The organism is Mesorhizobium sp. WSM4837 (assembly GCF_055811435.1).
The window spans coordinates 37,968-54,468 of record NZ_JBVVQE010000049.1 but is presented as its reverse complement, the minus strand read 5'-3'; the positions used below and the strand labels follow the sequence as shown (position 1 = coordinate 54,468).

The 16,501-nt window shown below is 62.2% G+C and carries 17 protein-coding genes; 15 read left to right on the top strand and 2 right to left on the bottom strand.

Annotated features, from left to right (window positions below):
- Positions 1–252 precede the first annotated feature (252 nt).
- Positions 253–726: an Lrp/AsnC family transcriptional regulator gene (locus AC0L3D_RS24890; protein ID WP_023799250.1), complete on the top strand. Its 474-nt coding sequence runs from the start codon at positions 253–255 to the stop codon at positions 724–726.
- Here the strand turns inward: AC0L3D_RS24890 and AC0L3D_RS24885 are convergent.
- Positions 723–1,382, bottom strand: a complete 660-nt coding sequence (locus AC0L3D_RS24885; RefSeq protein ID WP_473629283.1) for a 5-formyltetrahydrofolate cyclo-ligase — start codon at positions 1,380–1,382, stop codon at positions 723–725. The two genes, AC0L3D_RS24890 and AC0L3D_RS24885, sit on opposite strands and share 4 nt — an antisense overlap.
- Positions 1,383–1,608: 226 nt before the next feature.
- Between AC0L3D_RS24885 and AC0L3D_RS24880 the strand changes: the two genes are divergently transcribed.
- Entirely contained in the window at positions 1,609–2,874 is a 1,266-nt protein-coding gene (locus tag AC0L3D_RS24880; protein ID WP_473629284.1) for an NAD(P)/FAD-dependent oxidoreductase, read from the top strand.
- 207 nt (positions 2,875–3,081) lie between these two features.
- On the opposite strand, the gene AC0L3D_RS24875 is transcribed toward AC0L3D_RS24880, so the two are convergent.
- Positions 3,082–4,338 carry a class I SAM-dependent methyltransferase gene (locus AC0L3D_RS24875; RefSeq protein WP_473587199.1) on the bottom strand — a complete coding sequence of 419 codons (1,257 nt, stop codon included), beginning with the start codon at positions 4,336–4,338 and terminating at the stop codon, positions 3,082–3,084.
- A 244-nt stretch (positions 4,339–4,582) separates the two neighbouring features.
- Here AC0L3D_RS24875 and AC0L3D_RS24870 point away from each other — a divergent pair, with 244 nt between their 5' ends.
- The 13 genes from AC0L3D_RS24870 to lpdA all read left to right on the top strand — a co-directional run bounded on the left by AC0L3D_RS24870 (position 4,583) and on the right by lpdA (position 16,491).
- The gene (locus tag AC0L3D_RS24870; protein WP_023799246.1) at positions 4,583–4,717 is read left to right on the top strand and encodes a hypothetical protein; all 135 of its coding nucleotides are present in this window, start codon (positions 4,583–4,585) and stop codon (positions 4,715–4,717) included.
- A 108-nt stretch (positions 4,718–4,825) separates the two neighbouring features.
- Positions 4,826–5,116, top strand: coding sequence for a Dabb family protein (locus tag AC0L3D_RS24865; RefSeq protein ID WP_473646118.1), 291 nt, complete (start codon positions 4,826–4,828; stop codon positions 5,114–5,116).
- 210 nt (positions 5,117–5,326) lie between these two features.
- Positions 5,327–6,253 (top strand): VOC family protein, encoded by a 927-nt coding sequence (locus AC0L3D_RS24860; protein WP_473646117.1) that lies wholly within the window; start codon positions 5,327–5,329, stop codon positions 6,251–6,253.
- Entirely contained in the window at positions 6,250–7,080 is an 831-nt protein-coding gene (gene kdsA, locus AC0L3D_RS24855) for a 3-deoxy-8-phosphooctulonate synthase (RefSeq protein WP_473646115.1), read from the top strand. Before AC0L3D_RS24860 ends, kdsA begins: the two co-directional genes overlap by 4 nt.
- Positions 7,081–7,181: 101 nt before the next feature.
- Positions 7,182–7,379: a dodecin family protein gene (locus AC0L3D_RS24850; RefSeq protein WP_473646113.1), complete on the top strand. Its 198-nt coding sequence runs from the start codon at positions 7,182–7,184 to the stop codon at positions 7,377–7,379.
- A gap of 97 nt (positions 7,380–7,476) precedes the next feature.
- Positions 7,477–7,842: a PRC-barrel domain-containing protein gene (locus tag AC0L3D_RS24845; protein ID WP_095494874.1), complete on the top strand. Its 366-nt coding sequence runs from the start codon at positions 7,477–7,479 to the stop codon at positions 7,840–7,842.
- 404 nt (positions 7,843–8,246) lie between these two features.
- A complete protein-coding gene (eno, locus tag AC0L3D_RS24840; RefSeq protein ID WP_473646111.1) occupies positions 8,247–9,521 on the top strand; it encodes a phosphopyruvate hydratase in 1,275 nt (424 codons plus the stop codon).
- Positions 9,522–9,722: 201 nt separating this feature from the next.
- Positions 9,723–10,046, top strand: coding sequence for an FtsB family cell division protein (locus AC0L3D_RS24835; protein WP_128187469.1), 324 nt, complete (start codon positions 9,723–9,725; stop codon positions 10,044–10,046).
- 172 nt (positions 10,047–10,218) lie between these two features.
- On the top strand, positions 10,219–11,265 hold the full coding sequence (pdhA, locus tag AC0L3D_RS24830; RefSeq protein WP_287247996.1) for a pyruvate dehydrogenase (acetyl-transferring) E1 component subunit alpha: 1,047 nt from the start codon (positions 10,219–10,221) through the stop codon (positions 11,263–11,265).
- Between the two features lie 15 nt (positions 11,266–11,280).
- Positions 11,281–12,711: a pyruvate dehydrogenase complex E1 component subunit beta gene (locus tag AC0L3D_RS24825; protein ID WP_473646109.1), complete on the top strand. Its 1,431-nt coding sequence runs from the start codon at positions 11,281–11,283 to the stop codon at positions 12,709–12,711.
- Between the two features lie 101 nt (positions 12,712–12,812).
- Positions 12,813–14,222 (top strand): pyruvate dehydrogenase complex dihydrolipoamide acetyltransferase, encoded by a 1,410-nt coding sequence (locus AC0L3D_RS24820; RefSeq protein ID WP_023799235.1) that lies wholly within the window; start codon positions 12,813–12,815, stop codon positions 14,220–14,222.
- 147 nt (positions 14,223–14,369) lie between these two features.
- The gene (locus AC0L3D_RS24815) at positions 14,370–15,008 is read left to right on the top strand and encodes an SGNH/GDSL hydrolase family protein (RefSeq protein WP_023799234.1); all 639 of its coding nucleotides are present in this window, start codon (positions 14,370–14,372) and stop codon (positions 15,006–15,008) included.
- A gap of 19 nt (positions 15,009–15,027) precedes the next feature.
- Positions 15,028–16,491 (top strand): dihydrolipoyl dehydrogenase, encoded by a 1,464-nt coding sequence (gene lpdA, locus AC0L3D_RS24810; RefSeq protein ID WP_473646107.1) that lies wholly within the window; start codon positions 15,028–15,030, stop codon positions 16,489–16,491.
- Positions 16,492–16,501 lie beyond the last annotated feature (10 nt).

The following is a 16,501-nucleotide window of genomic DNA, read 5'->3' as shown; positions in this document are numbered from 1 at the left end:
GTGGCCATGCGCGACATATTCGCGGACCGATCCCGGCGTCAGGCCGACGCGGTATTCGTGGTTCTTGATTTCCCGGGGGCAGCCGACGCGCATCTTCTTCTCCTCCTGATCCAGCCTTTTGGGGCATGTTCGCTGTTGAGAGACAGTGAACCACGAATCGTCGCGTAGGTGTTTGCGAATACGCTTGCGCAAGACGGTGCGGTTCGATAATCGTTGCGCAAAACAGCTGGATTGTCGCAGGAATCCCGAAAAATGCCGCTCGACAGGATTGATATCGCCATCCTCGAAACGTTGCAACGGGATGGGCGGATACCCAACGCGGCGCTTGCCGAGAAGGTCGGCCTGTCACAGTCGGCCTGCTCGCGGCGGCTGGACAATCTGGAGAAATCCGGAACCATCCGCGGCTACCACGCCCGGCTTTCCAATGCCGCGCTTGGCCACCAGATGACGGCGATCGTGCATATATCGCTGTCGGGGCAATTCGAGAAGACACTGTCGGATTTCGAGGCGGCGATAAAGCGCTGCCCGAATGTGTTGTCCTGCCACCTGATGTCGGGCGAATACGATTATATCCTGCGCATCGCGGCAAAGGACCTCGTCGACTATGAGCGCATCCACAAGGAATGGCTGTCGGCGATGCCGCATGTGACGAAGATCAACTCGTCGTTCGCCTTGCGCGAGATCGTCGACCGGACGGCGGTCGGGATGAAGCCGGAACTTGCCTAGGCTTTGAAAGCCTCCGTTACCACCCGGTCCATCGGGATGTCATGCGGCTGCGGGTAGATGGTGGCGATGCGCTGCAGTTCGTAGCCGACACCGATGACCAGCGGCTTGAACGGCATCGCCGCCAGCGTGCGGTCGAAGAAGCCGCCGCCATAGCCCAGCCGATACTGTCTCGGATCGATGCCGACGACAGGCGAGATGACGATGTCGGGCAGCACCGGATCGCCTCCAGCCGGGATCGGGATGTTCCAGACACCCTTTTCAAGCCGGTCGCCCGGTGCGTAGGCGCGAAAGATAAGCGGGCGGGCTTTTTCGACGACAACAGGCAGTGCGGTACGGCCGCCGCGCTCATTGACGGAAGCTATCCAGGCCCGCAAATCCGGCTCGCCGCGGAACGGCCAGTAGAGGCTGACCATGCGGCCGGCAATGTCGCCGATCACCGCGTCGAGGTTTTCGCCGATGCGCTGCGACATTGCCGTCCGCACGTCAGCCGGGACAGCGAGGCGCGCCGCAATCAGCCGCTCGCGCTCGGCCTTGCGCCATCGTTTCACGTCGTTCCAGTCGGATAGGGGCGGCCGGAATTCCGGGTCGAGCTCGTGCATGAAGCAAGGCGGCGAGGAATATTGCCCCGGACCGTCGTCGTCATGATCGCTAGCCAACTTTCACTCCTGTCATCTGCTTCGATGAAATTATACTCGGCGGCAGGATGGGGGCATGTACAACAGCGACATCTCAGGGCGGGCAGTCGGCAAAGTCGGATGTTGTTGCGGTGCACAAAAATAGCTACATCAGCCTTGACGAATTGCTCTCCAGGTCTGCTCTCGCGGCCAACGGCCCTCCCGGCCCACCTGCTCTCCCGGCCAACCTGCTCCCGGAGTGAATGAATTGAACGAAACCAGACATCATGTCGTCGTCGTCGGAGCGGGCTTTGGGGGTCTCGAATTCACCCGCGCGCTTGACGGTGCGCCGGTGCGCATCACCATGATCGACAAGCGCAACCATCATCTTTTCCAGCCGCTGCTCTATCAGGTGGCGACCACGGCGCTGGCGACCTCGGAAGTCGCCTGGCCGATCCGCCATCTCCTGCGCAAGCGCAAGGATGTGACGACACTGCTGGCCACCGTCAGCGGCGTCGACCGCGCCGGCAGAAACGTGCTGCTCGATGATGGCGGCGCAGTTGGATACGACACGCTGCTGCTGGCCACCGGCGCCCGCCACGCCTATTTCGGCCATGACGAGTGGGAGCCTTTCGCACCGGGGCTGAAGACGTTGGAGGACGCCACCACCATTCGACGGCGTATCCTGCTCGCCTTCGAGCAGGCCGAGCGGGAGACCTATCCCGCCAGGCGCCAGGCGCTGCTGACACTGGCGATCGTCGGTGGCGGACCGACCGGCGTGGAACTGGCCGGCACCATTGTCGAACTGGCGCACGAGATGCTGCGCGGCGAGTTCCGCAACATCGATACGCGGCAGACGCGCGTGGTGCTGATTGAGGCCGGTGACCGTATCCTTCCCAATTTCGCGCCTGAACTCTCCGACTATGCCAGCAAGGCGCTCGAGCGGCTTGGCGTGACGGTCGAACTCGGTCGGCCCGTGACATGCTGCGACGCGGAGGGTGTCGTCTTCGGTGAAACGCATCTGCCGGCCAGGACTATCCTGTGGGCAGCAGGCGTCGCCGCTTCGCCGGCCGCCGAATGGCTGGGGGCGGCAGCGGACCGCGCGGGCAGGGTGCTGGTCGAGCCCGATCTGACCGTGCCGGGCAGCCCGGAAATTTTCGTCGTCGGTGACGCTGCACACGTCCTGCGGCCGGATGGCCGCATGGTGCCCGGCGTAGCACCCGCCGCCAAGCAGCAGGGCCGGCATGTCGCCGCGACGATCAAGGCCCGGCTTGCCGGCGACGCAGCCCCGCGGCCTTTCCGCTACAGGCATGACGGCGACCTGGCGACGATCGGCAAGCGCGCCGCCGCGATCGATTTCGGCTGGATCAAGCTCACCGGCCGGCTGGCCTGGTGGCTTTGGGGCCTGGCGCACATCTATTTCCTGATCGGCTTCCGTAACCGGCTTGCGGTTTCGCTGAGCTGGCTATGGATCTACCTGACAGGGCAGCGCAGCGCGCGGCTGATCACCCAAGGCGACGACGACAGGAACTGACGTCTCTCCCCGCGCACATGCATCCGCACGTCATCTGTTCCCTTATGGACTCGACCGGATTCAGGCGCGAAGCTCTGCTTCGGTCAGGACTTGGCACGCTGTTGAAGGCTGGCACGCCGTTGAACAGCAGCCGGCTCGAACCGCATCATCGACTTGATGTTCGACGGAGAACCAATTGATCCCATGCGGAAATTAGTCGTCGCCACCCTAAGCCCTGTAAACCACCTGGCGGACATCGATGTAGCTGGCGCGGAAGCCGGCTTCGCAATAATGCAGGTAAAACTCCCAGAGCTTCTTGAAGCGGTCGTCGAAACCGAGCGGGACGATCTTTTCCCATGACCCACAAAAACGGTGCCGCCATTCGGCGAGCGTGCGGGCATAGTCGTCCGGGAAAATGCGCTCGCGCAGATGAGCAAGGCCATGGTCTTTGCCGAGCGTTTTCAGGATCGACGGCGTCGGCAGCATGCCGCCCGGGAAGACGTAACGCTGGATGAAATCCGGCCGGGCGCGATAGGTATCGTAGGCTTTCTCGTTGATGGTGATGATCTGCAGGCCGGCGGTACCGCCAGGCCGCAGGCAATCCTTCATCTTGCCGAAAAACACGGGCCAGTACTTTTCGCCGACCGCCTCGAACATCTCGATCGAGGCGATGCGGTCGTAGGAACCGGTTTCGTCGCGGTAGTCCTGCAGCTTGATGTCGATCTTGTCGGCAAATCCAGCCTTCTGGACGCGTGCTCTGGCGAAGTCATGCTGCTCGCGGCTGATCGTCAGCCCGGTGACGCGGCAGCCGATCTCGCGCGCCGCGAATTCGGCAAAGCCGCCCCAGCCGCAACCGATTTCAAGCACGTGGTCGTTCGCGCCGATGCCCGTGTCCTTGGCCAGCGCGCGATATTTGGCGGCTTGCGCGCTTTCCAGATCGTTGGCGCCAGCTGCATAGAGCGCCGACGAATAGGTCATGCTCGGATCCAGCCATTCCTTGTAAAAGGCGTTGCCGAGATCGTAATGCGCCGAAATGTTGCGCTTCGAGCCGGTGCGGGTGTTTTGGTTGAACCAGTGGCGGACACGCTGGACGGCGTTGATCAGCCAGCTGGCGCCGCCGGCGATGCGCTCTCCGATTTCTGAATTGACGACGAACAGTTCCAGGAAACTGGTCACATCGGGACTGTCCCAATCGCCGTCGATGTAGGATTCGGCGATGCCGATGGTGCCGCCGGTGAAGGCACGGCCGGGCAAGCGCCAGTTCTTGAGCACCAGTTCGGCGTCCGGACCCGGGCCCTTGCCGCCGACGAGGACGGCGCGGCCGTCCGGCATCCTCACCTTGAGCGAGCCACGCGGCAGGTTCATCGCCGCCGACAGCACCATGCGCGCCTTGGCCGGCAGGCCTTTGACGGTCTCGGCGAAATTGAATTCGTCCAACTTGACCGCGTCGCCCGACGCAACGCTGGTGTCTTCCTTGTGAGCCATGTCACGCCCCCGGGACTTCTGCGGCGCCGGCGCAAAATCGCCGGTTTCCAACTCTCTCGCAGTTCATCGGCAGGGCGCGAACGCCGCTTCCCGATGAATCCCCGCAGCAATCTTTCATGCGATCAAAGGGAACTTCAAGAGCCAAGGCAAGCGAACACGGATCAATCGAAAGATTTTGCGGGAGGGCGCTGATCAACGCCGGAATCACTATGGTTGCGGCCACCCGGATGCAGTAGTTTTAGCCATGCGTTATGTCATCGTCATCTGCGCCGTCACGTTCTTCCTGATCTGGGACGGGCTCTACAATCAGGGCAGCTATCTGGACACCACGGTCAGGGAGATTAACCGCATCGTGCGCTACATCACCAGCATGATGTAGGTTTCCTCGCCTTCGCCCCACCGCGTTGTTGCCGCGACATCGTTGCCGGTTGACGCAATCGTGTTGCCCACACAAAACATGGCTGCACATCGATCGAGGAGGCTGGGGTTGATCCGGCATATCGTTTTCTTCAGCGCACGGCACAAAGAGGACGTCGAGGCCGTACGCACGGGCTTGCTGGCGCTGGGCAACATCCCCCATTCCCATCTGTTCGAGGTGACGCTCAACAGCAAGGTCGACCCGCTTTCGGACGAGATCGACGTGGTCGTTTATGCCGAGTTCGAGGACGCCGCCGCTCTGGCCGCCTACAAGGCGCATCCGCTCTATGCCGAGACGACCAGCCAGGTCAAACCGCTGCGCGAATTGCGCTATTCGGCGGACATTGTGGCTGCGACTTGAAGTGAAACTGATCGAAGCTGGAGCGCACCCGTCTGCAGCCGTTGGTTCGGTCGGATCAGCGCCCTGCCGCTTTCGCGCGTCGCCAAGGCAGCGTGGCCAAGAACAGCCATCGCGACGACCGCTGCCGCTATATGAAATCCCTGCGCGTCAGGCGAGGGCTCTTGAACCAACTTCCGGAATGATGCACACCGCGCCAGCATGATCGAGACGATGCCAGCACGCCCTCATTCGCCCGGCGCTTATCCGCCCGGCGCTTGTCCGCCCGGCGCTTACCCGCTTGACCATCTTGTGCTGCCGACCGCCAGCCTCGACGTGGCACGGGCGCGGCTAGTTTCGCTTGGCTTTGTCGTGGCGCCGACCGGCATCCATCCTTTCGGCACGGAAAACTGCTGCGTCTTCCTTGAGGACGGCACCTATCTCGAGTTGCTGGCAGTGGGCAATGCGCAAGCGGCGGCGAAAGCGATCGCCGACGATAACGCCTTCGTCGCGCGCGATCGCGCCTATCGCGACAGCTGCGGCAATGAGGGATTTTCCGCCCTTGTCCTGGGTACCCAAAGTGCGGATGCCGACCACGCACGCTATGTCGAAGCCGGCCTGTCGGCTGGAGACATGCTGAGCTTTTCGCGCGCCTTCACCGACGCGGCGGGAAGCAGCGACACGGCATCGTTCAAACTGGCCTTCGCCTCCGGCACCGGGGCGACGGACGCATTCCTGTTTGCCTGCGAGCGGATCAATGCGCCGAAAGTGGACCGCAGCGCGTTGCAGGTCCACGCCAATGGCGCAAACGGCATTGTCGAGGTCATGGCGGTCAGCACCGAGCCATCCGAACAGCGCCGTTTGATTTCGATCGCGACGCACAGTCCGGCGACCGTGCCGGGGAGCAGCACTGCGTTTGAGCTGCCGAACGCGACCTTGACCCTGCTTGACCCCGTCGCTTTCGAATCGCGCTTCGGCATACCTGCCGGCGCGCCATCGGAACTCCGCTTCGCGGCGATCGTCTTTTCAGTTGGTTCCGCCGACACGGTCGCCAAGCTGCTTGCAGCAAGTTCCGTAGAACATGACATACGCGGCGATGATATTGTCGTGTGGCCGACATCCGGGCAGGGTGCGGCCTTCGTTTTCCAGGAGAAAGCATGAGCAAGCCCAATTCGTCCGTAACCGTCGGTAATGTCGTCTTCGGCAACACCGCGCCGATGTCGCTGATTGCCGGCCCGTGCCAGCTTGAATCGCGGCAGCACGCCTTCGACATGGCTGGCGCGCTGAAGGAACTGACCGAGAAGCTCGGGCTGGGCCTCGTCTACAAGACCAGTTACGACAAGGCCAACCGCACCTCGCTTGGCGGCACGCGCGGCGCCGGGCTCGATGCGGCGCTGCCCGTCTTCGACGATTTGCGCAAGGCGTTTTCGCTGCCGATCCTGACCGATATCCACACCGAGGAACAGTGCGCGCTCGTGTCGCCGCATGTCGATATCCTGCAGATTCCGGCTTTCCTCAGCCGCCAGACCGATCTGCTGATCGCGGCGGCAAGAACCGGCAAGGTCGTCAATGTGAAGAAGGGCCAGTTCCTCGCGCCGTGGGACATGAAGAACGTCGTCGCCAAGGTCACCGGTTCCGGCAACGCCAATGTGCTGGTCACCGAGCGCGGCGCGTCCTTCGGCTACAACACGCTGGTGTCCGATATGCGCGCCCTGCCGATCATGGCCGAGATCGGCGCGCCGGTGATTTTCGACGCCACGCATTCGGTGCAGCAGCCGGGCGGGCAGGGCGGCTCGTCAGGCGGCGATCGGCGCTTCGTCGAGACGCTGGCGCGCGCCGCGGTTGCGGTTGGTGTCGCCGGCGTCTTCATCGAGACGCATCAGGATCCCGACAACGCCCCCTCCGACGGTCCCAACATGGTGCCGCTGAAGGACCTTCGGGCGCTGCTTGAAAGGCTGATGGCATTTGATCGCGTCGCCAAGGGCTAAGCAAGTTCAGCGGCCCAGCCCTAAGTCCGACCCGAAACTTGTGATCAACAGGCGCCGGTTGTACGCTGCCCGGGCAACCGAGTGCCTTGGAGGAGGAAGCCATGTCCGTCGCCCGCGTCACCGAAATCACTTCGAATAAGAGCTTTCAGGACGCCATCGAACAGGGGATTGCCCGCGCCGCAAAGACATTGAAAAACGTCGAAGGCGCCTGGATCCAGGACCAGAAGGTCGTCGTCGAGAACGGCACGATCTCCGCCTACCGCGTCAACATGAAGGTCACCTTCATCCTCGCTGAGTGATCAGCCCTGCACGTATGACCGCGTCCATAAAAGTCGGGAACCTTCGCAGCCCTCTCCTCATTGTCGAACAGGAAGTGAACGACAAAAGGAGCACATCATGACAACCCAGACAGGACACACTGAAGCCATCGCTGCCTCGCGGGTGATCGGCACTTCCGTCTACAACACGGAAGGCACGCACATCGGCGACATCGAGGATGTCATGCTCGACAAATTGTCGAATGGAATCATGTTTGCCGTGATCGGCTTTGGCGGATTTCTCGGCATCGGCGAGAAGTACCACGCCATTCCGTGGGCGAGCCTCGACTATGACGAGAACAAGGGCGGCTATGTCGTGCCGTTCACCAAGGAGCAACTGAAGGCTGCTCCCGCCTATTCGATCAACGAATTGACGGGCGCCGATGGCGAGGCCGCGCGTGATGCTTCATACAGTTACTACAAGGTCGAGCCTTATTGGCATTGATCTTGCACTGCCGGAATCAAAAAGGCCCCCGGTTGAACCGGGGGCCTTTTCTCTGGGATATCTACTCCGCTGCAAGGGTCGACAACTCTACCGCGCCCTGTTGAGGCTGCTGAGTGTCACACGACGTCAAAAACGCCGCCGCGATCAGGAACAAACTCACAATACCGCTCAACTGAGACATGGCGAAACTCCTCCTGTTTCGCCCCGCGCAGCTGTGAGCATAAACCAGAAAGCCGCATGCCGCCAAGGCCCATGACTGACATGACTTATGATGACAGCAATTTGTGCTTCGTGATTCGATGTGGCGGAAGTGGCGGCACTATTTGCGGACGCCCCGATTGCGTTTTGCGGCACTTTGGCTAAGAGGTGCGCGACGCTTCGTCAGATCAATCGGGGACATCGCAATGACTGCCATCATCGACATTGTCGGGCGCGAAATCCTGGACAGCCGCGGAAACCCGACCGTCGAGGTCGACGTCGTGCTCGAAGACGGCTCGATGGGCCGCGCTGCGGTGCCTTCCGGCGCCTCGACCGGCGCGCATGAGGCGGTCGAACTGCGCGACGGCGGCGCCCGCTACCTCGGCAAGGGCGTCCTGCGGGCGGTAGAGGCCGTCAATGGCGAACTGTTCGAGGCGATCGGCGGGATGGAAGCCGAGAACCAGATCCACATCGACCAGACCATGATCGAGCTCGACGGCACACCCAACAAGAGCCGCCTCGGCGCCAATGCGATCCTTGGCGTGTCGCTGGCGGTGGCCAAGGCTGCGGCGGAAGCGGCTGGCATGCCGCTCTACCGCTATGTCGGCGGCACCAAGGCGCATGTGCTTCCGGTGCCGATGATGAACATCATCAACGGTGGCGCCCATGCCGACAACCCGATCGATTTCCAGGAATTCATGATCCTGCCGATCGGTGCGCCGACACTGCGTGACGGCGTGCGCTGGGGCTCGGAGATTTTCCATACGCTGAGGAAGCGGCTGAAGGACGCCGGCCACAACACCAATGTCGGTGACGAGGGTGGCTTCGCTCCTAACTTGAAAAGCGCGCCGGCCGCGCTCGATTTCATCATGGAATCAATCGAGAAGGCCGGCTTCAAGCCGGGCGAAGAGGTTGCGCTCGGCCTCGACTGCGCCGCGACCGAATTCTTCAAGGACGGCAACTACGTCTATGAAGGCGAGAAAAAGACCCGCGATCCGAAGACCCAGGCCAAGTATCTGGCCAAGCTCGCCGCGGACTATCCGATCATCACCATCGAGGATGGGCTGGCCGAGGACGACTGGGATGGCTGGAAAACGCTGACCGAGCTCATCGGCAACAAGATCCAGCTGGTCGGCGACGATCTGTTCGTCACCAATACGGCCCGGCTGCGCGACGGCATCCGCATGGGCGTCGCCAATTCTATCCTGGTCAAGGTCAACCAGATCGGCTCACTGACCGAAACGCTGGATGCCGTCGAGACCGCGCACAAGGCCGGCTACACCGCGGTCATGTCGCACCGCTCGGGCGAAACCGAAGATTCGACCATCGCCGATCTCGCCGTCGCCACCAATTGCGGGCAGATCAAGACGGGGTCGCTGTCGCGCTCGGATCGCATGGCCAAGTACAACCAGCTCATCCGCATCGAGGAAGAGCTCGGCAAGCAGGCGCTCTACGCCGGCAAGTCGATCGTGAAGGGCTGAGCCGCAGAAAATCCTAAAACCCAGAAAATCCGAAAACGAAAGGGCGGGGCATTCTCGCCTTTTTTGTTTCAACACCGCCAGATCCGGTCGCCCGTAACCGTCCATTAAGCACAATCGGGCGAGAAAGGGCTAGGTCGCAGAGTGGTTAGAGCGCCCTTTGCGCGTCCAGGCGGGCGCGCGGCGCTCTAAGGGATTTGGGTCATGTGGACACGTCAGCACAAGCAGAGAAATACCGGTCGGCTGATCATCCCCTCGCTCTGCGTGGCGTTCCTCGCCTATTTCGGCTTTCACGCCTACCACGGCGAATTCGGCATCTATTCCAAATACCGGTTGGAGGCCGAAGCCGTCGATCTGCAAGGTAAGCTCGATGCCGTCAAGGCGCGCCGGCTCGATCTGCAGCGGCGGGTTCAGCTGATGCATCAGGGCACGCTGGAGAAGGACATGCTCGACGAGCAGGCGCGCAAGGCGCTCAATGTGTCCCACGCCGACGAAATCACCATCATGTTGCCGGCTACGGCAAGATAACCGAATTCAAGTTAATCGCCGATTTTTTCAACGATTTTAATCGCTTAGACGCATGTCAGCCATGCATTTTTCAGCATGGCGAAACGCTTTCCCGCGTGTTAGCCTTTGCCAAATCGGTGGGGAGAACTGATCTCCCTCAGTGTCCGCAAGAGACGCCAACAGGGAGTGATGCATGGCCACCGCCGCCAGAAAAGCGCCTGCCAAAACCAAACCCAAATCCGACGGCAAATCGGCAGGGCTTTCAGCCCCCAAACCTCTCGACTTCACCAAGGATGAGGAGCTTGACGCCTACCGGCGCATGCTGCTGATCCGCCGCTTCGAGGAAAAGGCCGGCCAGCTCTACGGCATGGGCTTCATCGGCGGCTTCTGCCACCTCTATATCGGCCAGGAAGCAGTTGTCACCGGCATGAAGATGGCGCTGATCGACGGCGACCAGATGATCACCGCCTACCGCGACCATGGTCACATGCTGGCGATGGAACTGTCGCCGCGCGGCGTCATGGCCGAATTGACCGGGCGCCGCGGCGGCTTGTCCAGGGGCAAGGGCGGCTCCATGCACATGTTCTCCAAGGAGAAGCATTTTTACGGCGGCCACGGCATTGTCGGCGCGCAGGTTTCGCTCGGCACCGGCCTCGCCTTCGCCAATCGCTATCGTGGTAACAACAATGTGACACTGACCTATTTCGGCGACGGCGCCGCCAATCAGGGCCAGGTCTATGAGAGCTTCAACATGGCCTCGCTGTGGAAGCTGCCGGTGATCTTCATCATCGAGAACAACCGCTATGCCATGGGCACTTCGGTAACGCGTTCGTCGGCCGAGACGGATTTTTCGCACCGCGGCGCCTCCTTCAAGATCCCCGGCATCCAGGTCGATGGCATGGACGTCCGTGCAGTCAAGGCAGCCGGCGATCTCGCCACCGAATGGTGCCGTGACGGCAAGGGGCCGCTGATTCTCGAAATGCAGACCTACCGCTACCGCGGCCACTCGATGTCCGATCCGGCAAAATACCGTTCCAAGGAAGAAGTGCAGAAGATGCGCTCCGAGCGCGACCCGATCGAGCAGGTCAAGGCGCGCCTGCTCGACAGGAAGTGGGCTGATGAGGACGAGCTCAAGGCCGTCGACAAGGAGGTCCGCGACATTGTCGCCGACGCCGCCGAATTTGCCCAGAACGACGCAGAGCCGGATCCGTCCGAGCTCTGGACCGATATCGTACTGTAACGAGAGGGCAAGGCCATGCCGATCGAAATTCTCATGCCTGCTCTCTCGCCGACTATGGAAGAGGGCAATGTTTCCAAATGGTTGAAGAAAGAGGGCGATAAGGTTGTCGCTGGTGATGTCATCGCCGAGATCGAGACCGATAAGGCGACGATGGAAGTCGAAGCGGTCGACGAAGGCACGCTCGGCAAGATCCTGGTTGCCGAGGGCACCGAGGGCGTAAAGGTCAACACGCCGATCGCGGTGCTGCTGCAGGACGGCGAGAGCTCCGCCGATATCGGCAAGGAGGCCAAGGCTGCACCGGCCTCCACCCAGGATGCGATTTCAGACGGCGGGCAGCGCACCGACGCAGCCGAGGAAGGCTCGAAGGCCGCGCCGCAGGATGCCGGCGAGGCGCCGAAGGCGTCCGTACCCGCTGCCCCTGCGATGAAGGCAGCCGCCGATCCCGACATCCCGGCCGGCACGGAAATGGTCTCGACCACGGTACGCGAAGCGCTGCGTGACGCGATGGCCGAGGAAATGCGCCGTGACGGAGACGTCTTCGTGATGGGCGAGGAGGTCGCCGAGTACCAGGGCGCTTACAAGATCACGCAAGGGCTGCTGCAGGAATTCGGGCCGCGTCGCGTCGTCGACACACCGATCACCGAGCACGGTTTTGCCGGCGTCGGCGTTGGCGCGGCGATGGCCGGCCTGAGGCCGATCGTCGAGTTCATGACCTTCAACTTCGCCATGCAGGCGATCGACCATATCATCAACTCCGCCGCCAAGACGCTCTACATGTCCGGCGGCCAGATGGGCGCGCCCATCGTCTTCCGCGGTCCAAACGGCGCGGCCGCCCGCGTCGCCGCCCAGCATTCGCAGTGCTATGCCGCCTGGTACAGCCAAATTCCCGGCCTCAAAGTGGTGATGCCCTACACCGCCGCCGACGCCAAGGGATTGCTGAAGGCCGCGATCCGCGACGCCAACCCGGTCATCTTCCTCGAGAACGAAATCCTCTACGGCCAGTCCTTCGATGTGCCGAAGATCGACGATTTCGTGCTGCCGATCGGCAAGGCGCGCATCCACAAGTCGGGCAAGGATGTCACAATCGTCTCCTTCGGCATCGGCATGAGCTACACGGTGAAGGCCGATGCCGAATTGCGCGGCATGGGCATCGATGCCGAGATCATCGACCTCAGGACCATCCGCCCTCTCGATTTCGACACCATCATCGCCTCGGTCAAGAAGACCAATCGTCTCGTGGTGGTGGAGGAAGGATTTCCGCAGAGCTCGGTCGGCGACCATATCGCCAGCCAGGTGTCGCAGCGCGCCTTCGATTTCCTCGACGCGCCGGTCATCACCATTGCCGGCAAGGACGTGCCGATGCCCTATGCGGCAAACCTCGAAAAGCTGGCGCTGCCCAATGTCGGCGAGGTCGTCGAGGCGGTCAAGGCCGTCACATATCGCTGATGAATGGGGAGGATCCGGTGGCGACTGCGAGAGAGACTCTTTCGCTATCTGTATAGCGCTGCTGACACGGTGAACGCATTTCGCTTGGGAGAAGAATACCTATGCCGATCAACATCACCATGCCGGCCCTGTCGCCCACGATGGAAGAGGGCAATCTTGCCAAGTGGCTGGTCAAGGAGGGCGACAAGGTTTCGCCGGGCGATGTGATCGCCGAGATCGAGACCGACAAGGCGACGATGGAAGTCGAAGCTGTCGATGAGGGCACGGTGGCCAAGCTGGTGGTTCCAGCCGGCACCGAAGGCGTCAAGGTCAACGCGCTGATCGCCGTGCTCGCGGCCGAAGGTGAAGATGCGGCGGCTGCCGCGAAAAGCGGCGACGGCGCTGCGCCGGCAAAGGCCGAGGCAAAACAGGATAAGGCGCCAATCTCCCCACCCGTGGGGGAGATGTCGACGAAGTCGACAGAGGGGGGCGCTGTCCCGCCAGCGGCAAGGAACGAGGCGCCCCCCTCTGGCCTGCCGGCCATCTCCCCCACAAGGGGGGAGATCAGCCAGTCGGACGGTCGCACCTTCGCCTCGCCGCTGGCCCGTCGCATCGCCCGGGAAGCCGGTGTCGATGTCTCCGCCGTGACCGGCTCCGGCCCGCATGGGCGCGTGGTCAAGGCCGATGTCGACGCAGCGATTTCCAGCGGCGGCGCCAAGGCGGCACCCGCCGCGAAAGCCGCACCTGCCGGCGCTCCGGCTCCGGCGGCCGCAGCCAAGCCAATGTCGGACGACCAGGTGCTGAAACTGTTTGCCGACGGCTCTTACGAGCTTGTCCCGCATGACAACATGCGCAAGACCATTGCGCGCCGGCTGGTCGAGGCCACGACCACCATCCCGCACTTCTACCTGACGCTCGACTGCGAGCTTGATGCGCTTCTGGCCCTGCGCGCGCAGCTCAATGCGGCCGCCCCGGTGAAGAAGACCGACAAGGGTGAGGCGCCGGCCTACAAGCTGTCGGTCAACGACATGATCATCAAAGCGATGGCAATGGCGCTGATGGCGGTGCCGGATGCCAATGCGTCATGGACCGAGAGCGCCATGGTCAAGCACAAGCATGCCGACGTCGGTGTCGCCGTGTCGATCCCCGGCGGGCTGATCACGCCGATCATCCGGCGCGCCGACGAAAAGACGCTGTCGGTCATCTCCAACGAGATGAAGGATCTTGCCAGCCGCGCGCGCAGCCGCAAGCTGAAGCCGGAAGAATACCAGGGCGGCACCACGGCGGTGTCCAATCTCGGCATGTTCGGCATCAAGGACTTTGCCGCCGTCATCAACCCGCCGCATGCGACGATCCTGGCGGTCGGCGCCGGCGAGGAGCGCGCGGTGGTCAAGAACGGTGAGATCAGAACAGCGACAATCATGTCGGTGACATTGTCGACCGATCACCGCGCCGTCGACGGGGCGCTCGGCGCCGAACTCCTTGTCGCCTTCAAACGCATGATCGAAAACCCGATGGGCATGCTGGTCTAGAAAGGAAGGAGGGGGTGCGGAAAAACTCTTCACCAGCCTTTTTGCCTTCAGCCTTTCCAGCGTCGCAACGATCGTCGTGCATTGGCTGTTCGTGGGTTGGCGGGTGAGGCGCGCGCAGGCGAATTTCGACCGGAGTGGGGCAAACGCATGAAAACAGTCCTTTGCTACGGCGATTCGCTCACCTGGGGCTATGATGCGGCAAGTCTGGATCGTCACCCGCTCAACGACCGCTGGCCGAGTGTGCTGCAGGCGACGTTGGGAGGCGGTATCGAGGTCATCGCCGAAGGCTTGAACGGCCGCACAACGGCTTTCGACGACCATCTGGCCGGCGCCGACCGTAACGGCGCAAGAGTGCTGCCGACGATCCTGATGACGCATGCGCCGATCGACCTGGTCATCATTATGCTCGGCGCCAACGACATGAAGCCGTGGATTCACGGCAATCCGGTCGCCGCCAAGCAAGGCATGCAGCGCCTGATCGACATCGTGCGCGGTCACGACTACCCGTTCGATTGGCCGTCGCCGCAAATCCTGATCGTCGCGCCGCCCGCCGTCAGCCGCACGGAAAACGCCGAATTCAAAGAAATGTTCGCCGGCGGCGATGAAGCGTCGAAGCGGCTGGCGCCACAATTTTCCGTCCTTGCCGACGAGGTCGGCTGCGGCTTCTTCGATGCCGGCTCGGTGGCCGAGACCACGCCACTCGACGGCGTCCATCTCGACGCAGAGAACACGCGCAAAATCGGGCAGGCATTGGCGCCAATCGTGCGCGTCATGCTGGAACTCTAGAGAATCATGGGAGAAATCCGTGGCTGAGAACTACGACGTCATCATCATCGGCTCCGGCCCCGGCGGCTATGTCACGGCGGTGCGTTCCGCCCAACTCGGGTTCAAGACAGCGATCGTCGAGCGCGAGCATCTCGGCGGCATCTGCCTCAACTGGGGTTGCATCCCGACCAAGGCGCTGCTGCGTTCGGCCGAGATCATGCACTATTCGGATCATTTGAAGGACTACGGCTTGAAGATCGACGGCAAGGTCAGCGTCGATACCGCTGCCGTGGTCGACCGCTCGCGAAAGGTCTCGCTGCGGCTGAACGGCGGCGTCGCCTTCCTGATGAAGAAGAACAAGGTCGATGTCATCTGGGGCGAAGCCAGGCTGTCCAAAGCGGCTTCCGGCGACAGACCGGGCGAGATCGTCGTGTCGAAATCGTCGAAGAAGCCGATGGAGCCTCAGCCGCCGGCGCCCAAGGGCGTCAAGGGCGAGGGCACCTACACCGCCAAGCACATCATCCTGGCGACCGGCGCCAGGCCGCGGGCGCTGCCCGGCATCGAGCCCGACGGCAAGCTGATCTGGACCTATTTCGAAGCGATGGTGCCGAAGGAGATGCCGAAATCGCTGCTGGTGATGGGTTCGGGCGCAATCGGCATCGAATTCGCCTCATTCTACCGCACCATGGGCGCGGAGGTGACGGTGGTTGAGTTGCTGCTGGCGGTGATGCCGGTCGAGGACGCAGAGGTCTCGAAATTCGCGCAAAAGCAGTTCGAGAAGCAAGGCATGAAGATCATCCTCGATGCGAAGGTCACCAAGGTCGAAAAAGCTGCGAACTCGGTAACCGCGCATGTCGAGATGAAGGACGGCAAGGTCGAGAAGATCACCGCCGACCGGATGATCTCGGCCGTCGGCGTGCAGGGCAATATCGAGAATCTCGGCCTCGAGGCGCTCGGCGTGAAGACCGATCGCGGCTGCGTCGTCGTCGACGGCTACGGCAGCACCAATGTGCCCGGCATCTATGCTATCGGCGACGTTGCCGGCCCGCCTATGCTCGCCCACAAGGCCGAGCATGAAGGCGTGGTCTGCGTGGAGAAGATCGCCAACGTCCCCGGCGTGCACGCCACTGACAAACTGAAAATTCCGGGCTGCACCTATTGCAACCCGCAGGTTGCTTCCGTCGGGTTGACCGAAGCGAAAGCCAAGGCCGAAGGCAAGGACATCCGCGTCGGCCGCTTCCAGTTCGCCGCCAACGGCAAGGCCATCGCGCTCGGCGAGGACCAGGGTTTCGTAAAAACCATCTTCGACAGGAAGACCGGGCAGTTGCTCGGCGCGCATATGGTCGGTGCCGAAGTGACCGAGCTGATCCAGGGCTTTGTCGTGGCGATGAACCTGGAGACCACCGAGGAAGAACTGATGCACACGATCTTCCCGCACCCGACGCTGTCGGAGATGATGAAGGAAAGCGTGCTCGACGCCTATGGCCGCGCGCTCAACGCGTGATAAATTGACC

What these genes read in the sequence shown, in the direction of transcription:
- AC0L3D_RS24890 (WP_023799250.1), top strand. Translation starts at nt 253, where the DNA reads ATGCCGCTCGACAGGATTGATATCGCCATCCTCGAAACGTTGCAACGG.
- AC0L3D_RS24875 (WP_473587199.1), bottom strand. Translation starts at nt 4,338, where the DNA reads ATGGCTCACAAGGAAGACACCAGCGTTGCGTCGGGCGACGCGGTCAAG.
- AC0L3D_RS24870 (WP_023799246.1), top strand. Translation starts at nt 4,583, where the DNA reads ATGCGTTATGTCATCGTCATCTGCGCCGTCACGTTCTTCCTGATCTGG.
- AC0L3D_RS24860 (WP_473646117.1), top strand. Translation starts at nt 5,327, where the DNA reads ATGCCAGCACGCCCTCATTCGCCCGGCGCTTATCCGCCCGGCGCTTGT.
- kdsA (WP_473646115.1), top strand. Translation starts at nt 6,250, where the DNA reads ATGAGCAAGCCCAATTCGTCCGTAACCGTCGGTAATGTCGTCTTCGGC.
- AC0L3D_RS24850 (WP_473646113.1), top strand. Translation starts at nt 7,182, where the DNA reads ATGTCCGTCGCCCGCGTCACCGAAATCACTTCGAATAAGAGCTTTCAG.
- AC0L3D_RS24845 (WP_095494874.1), top strand. Translation starts at nt 7,477, where the DNA reads ATGACAACCCAGACAGGACACACTGAAGCCATCGCTGCCTCGCGGGTG.
- eno (WP_473646111.1), top strand. Translation starts at nt 8,247, where the DNA reads ATGACTGCCATCATCGACATTGTCGGGCGCGAAATCCTGGACAGCCGC.
- AC0L3D_RS24835 (WP_128187469.1), top strand. Translation starts at nt 9,723, where the DNA reads ATGTGGACACGTCAGCACAAGCAGAGAAATACCGGTCGGCTGATCATC.
- pdhA (WP_287247996.1), top strand. Translation starts at nt 10,219, where the DNA reads ATGGCCACCGCCGCCAGAAAAGCGCCTGCCAAAACCAAACCCAAATCC.
- AC0L3D_RS24825 (WP_473646109.1), top strand. Translation starts at nt 11,281, where the DNA reads ATGCCGATCGAAATTCTCATGCCTGCTCTCTCGCCGACTATGGAAGAG.
- AC0L3D_RS24820 (WP_023799235.1), top strand. Translation starts at nt 12,813, where the DNA reads ATGCCGATCAACATCACCATGCCGGCCCTGTCGCCCACGATGGAAGAG.
- AC0L3D_RS24815 (WP_023799234.1), top strand. Translation starts at nt 14,370, where the DNA reads ATGAAAACAGTCCTTTGCTACGGCGATTCGCTCACCTGGGGCTATGAT.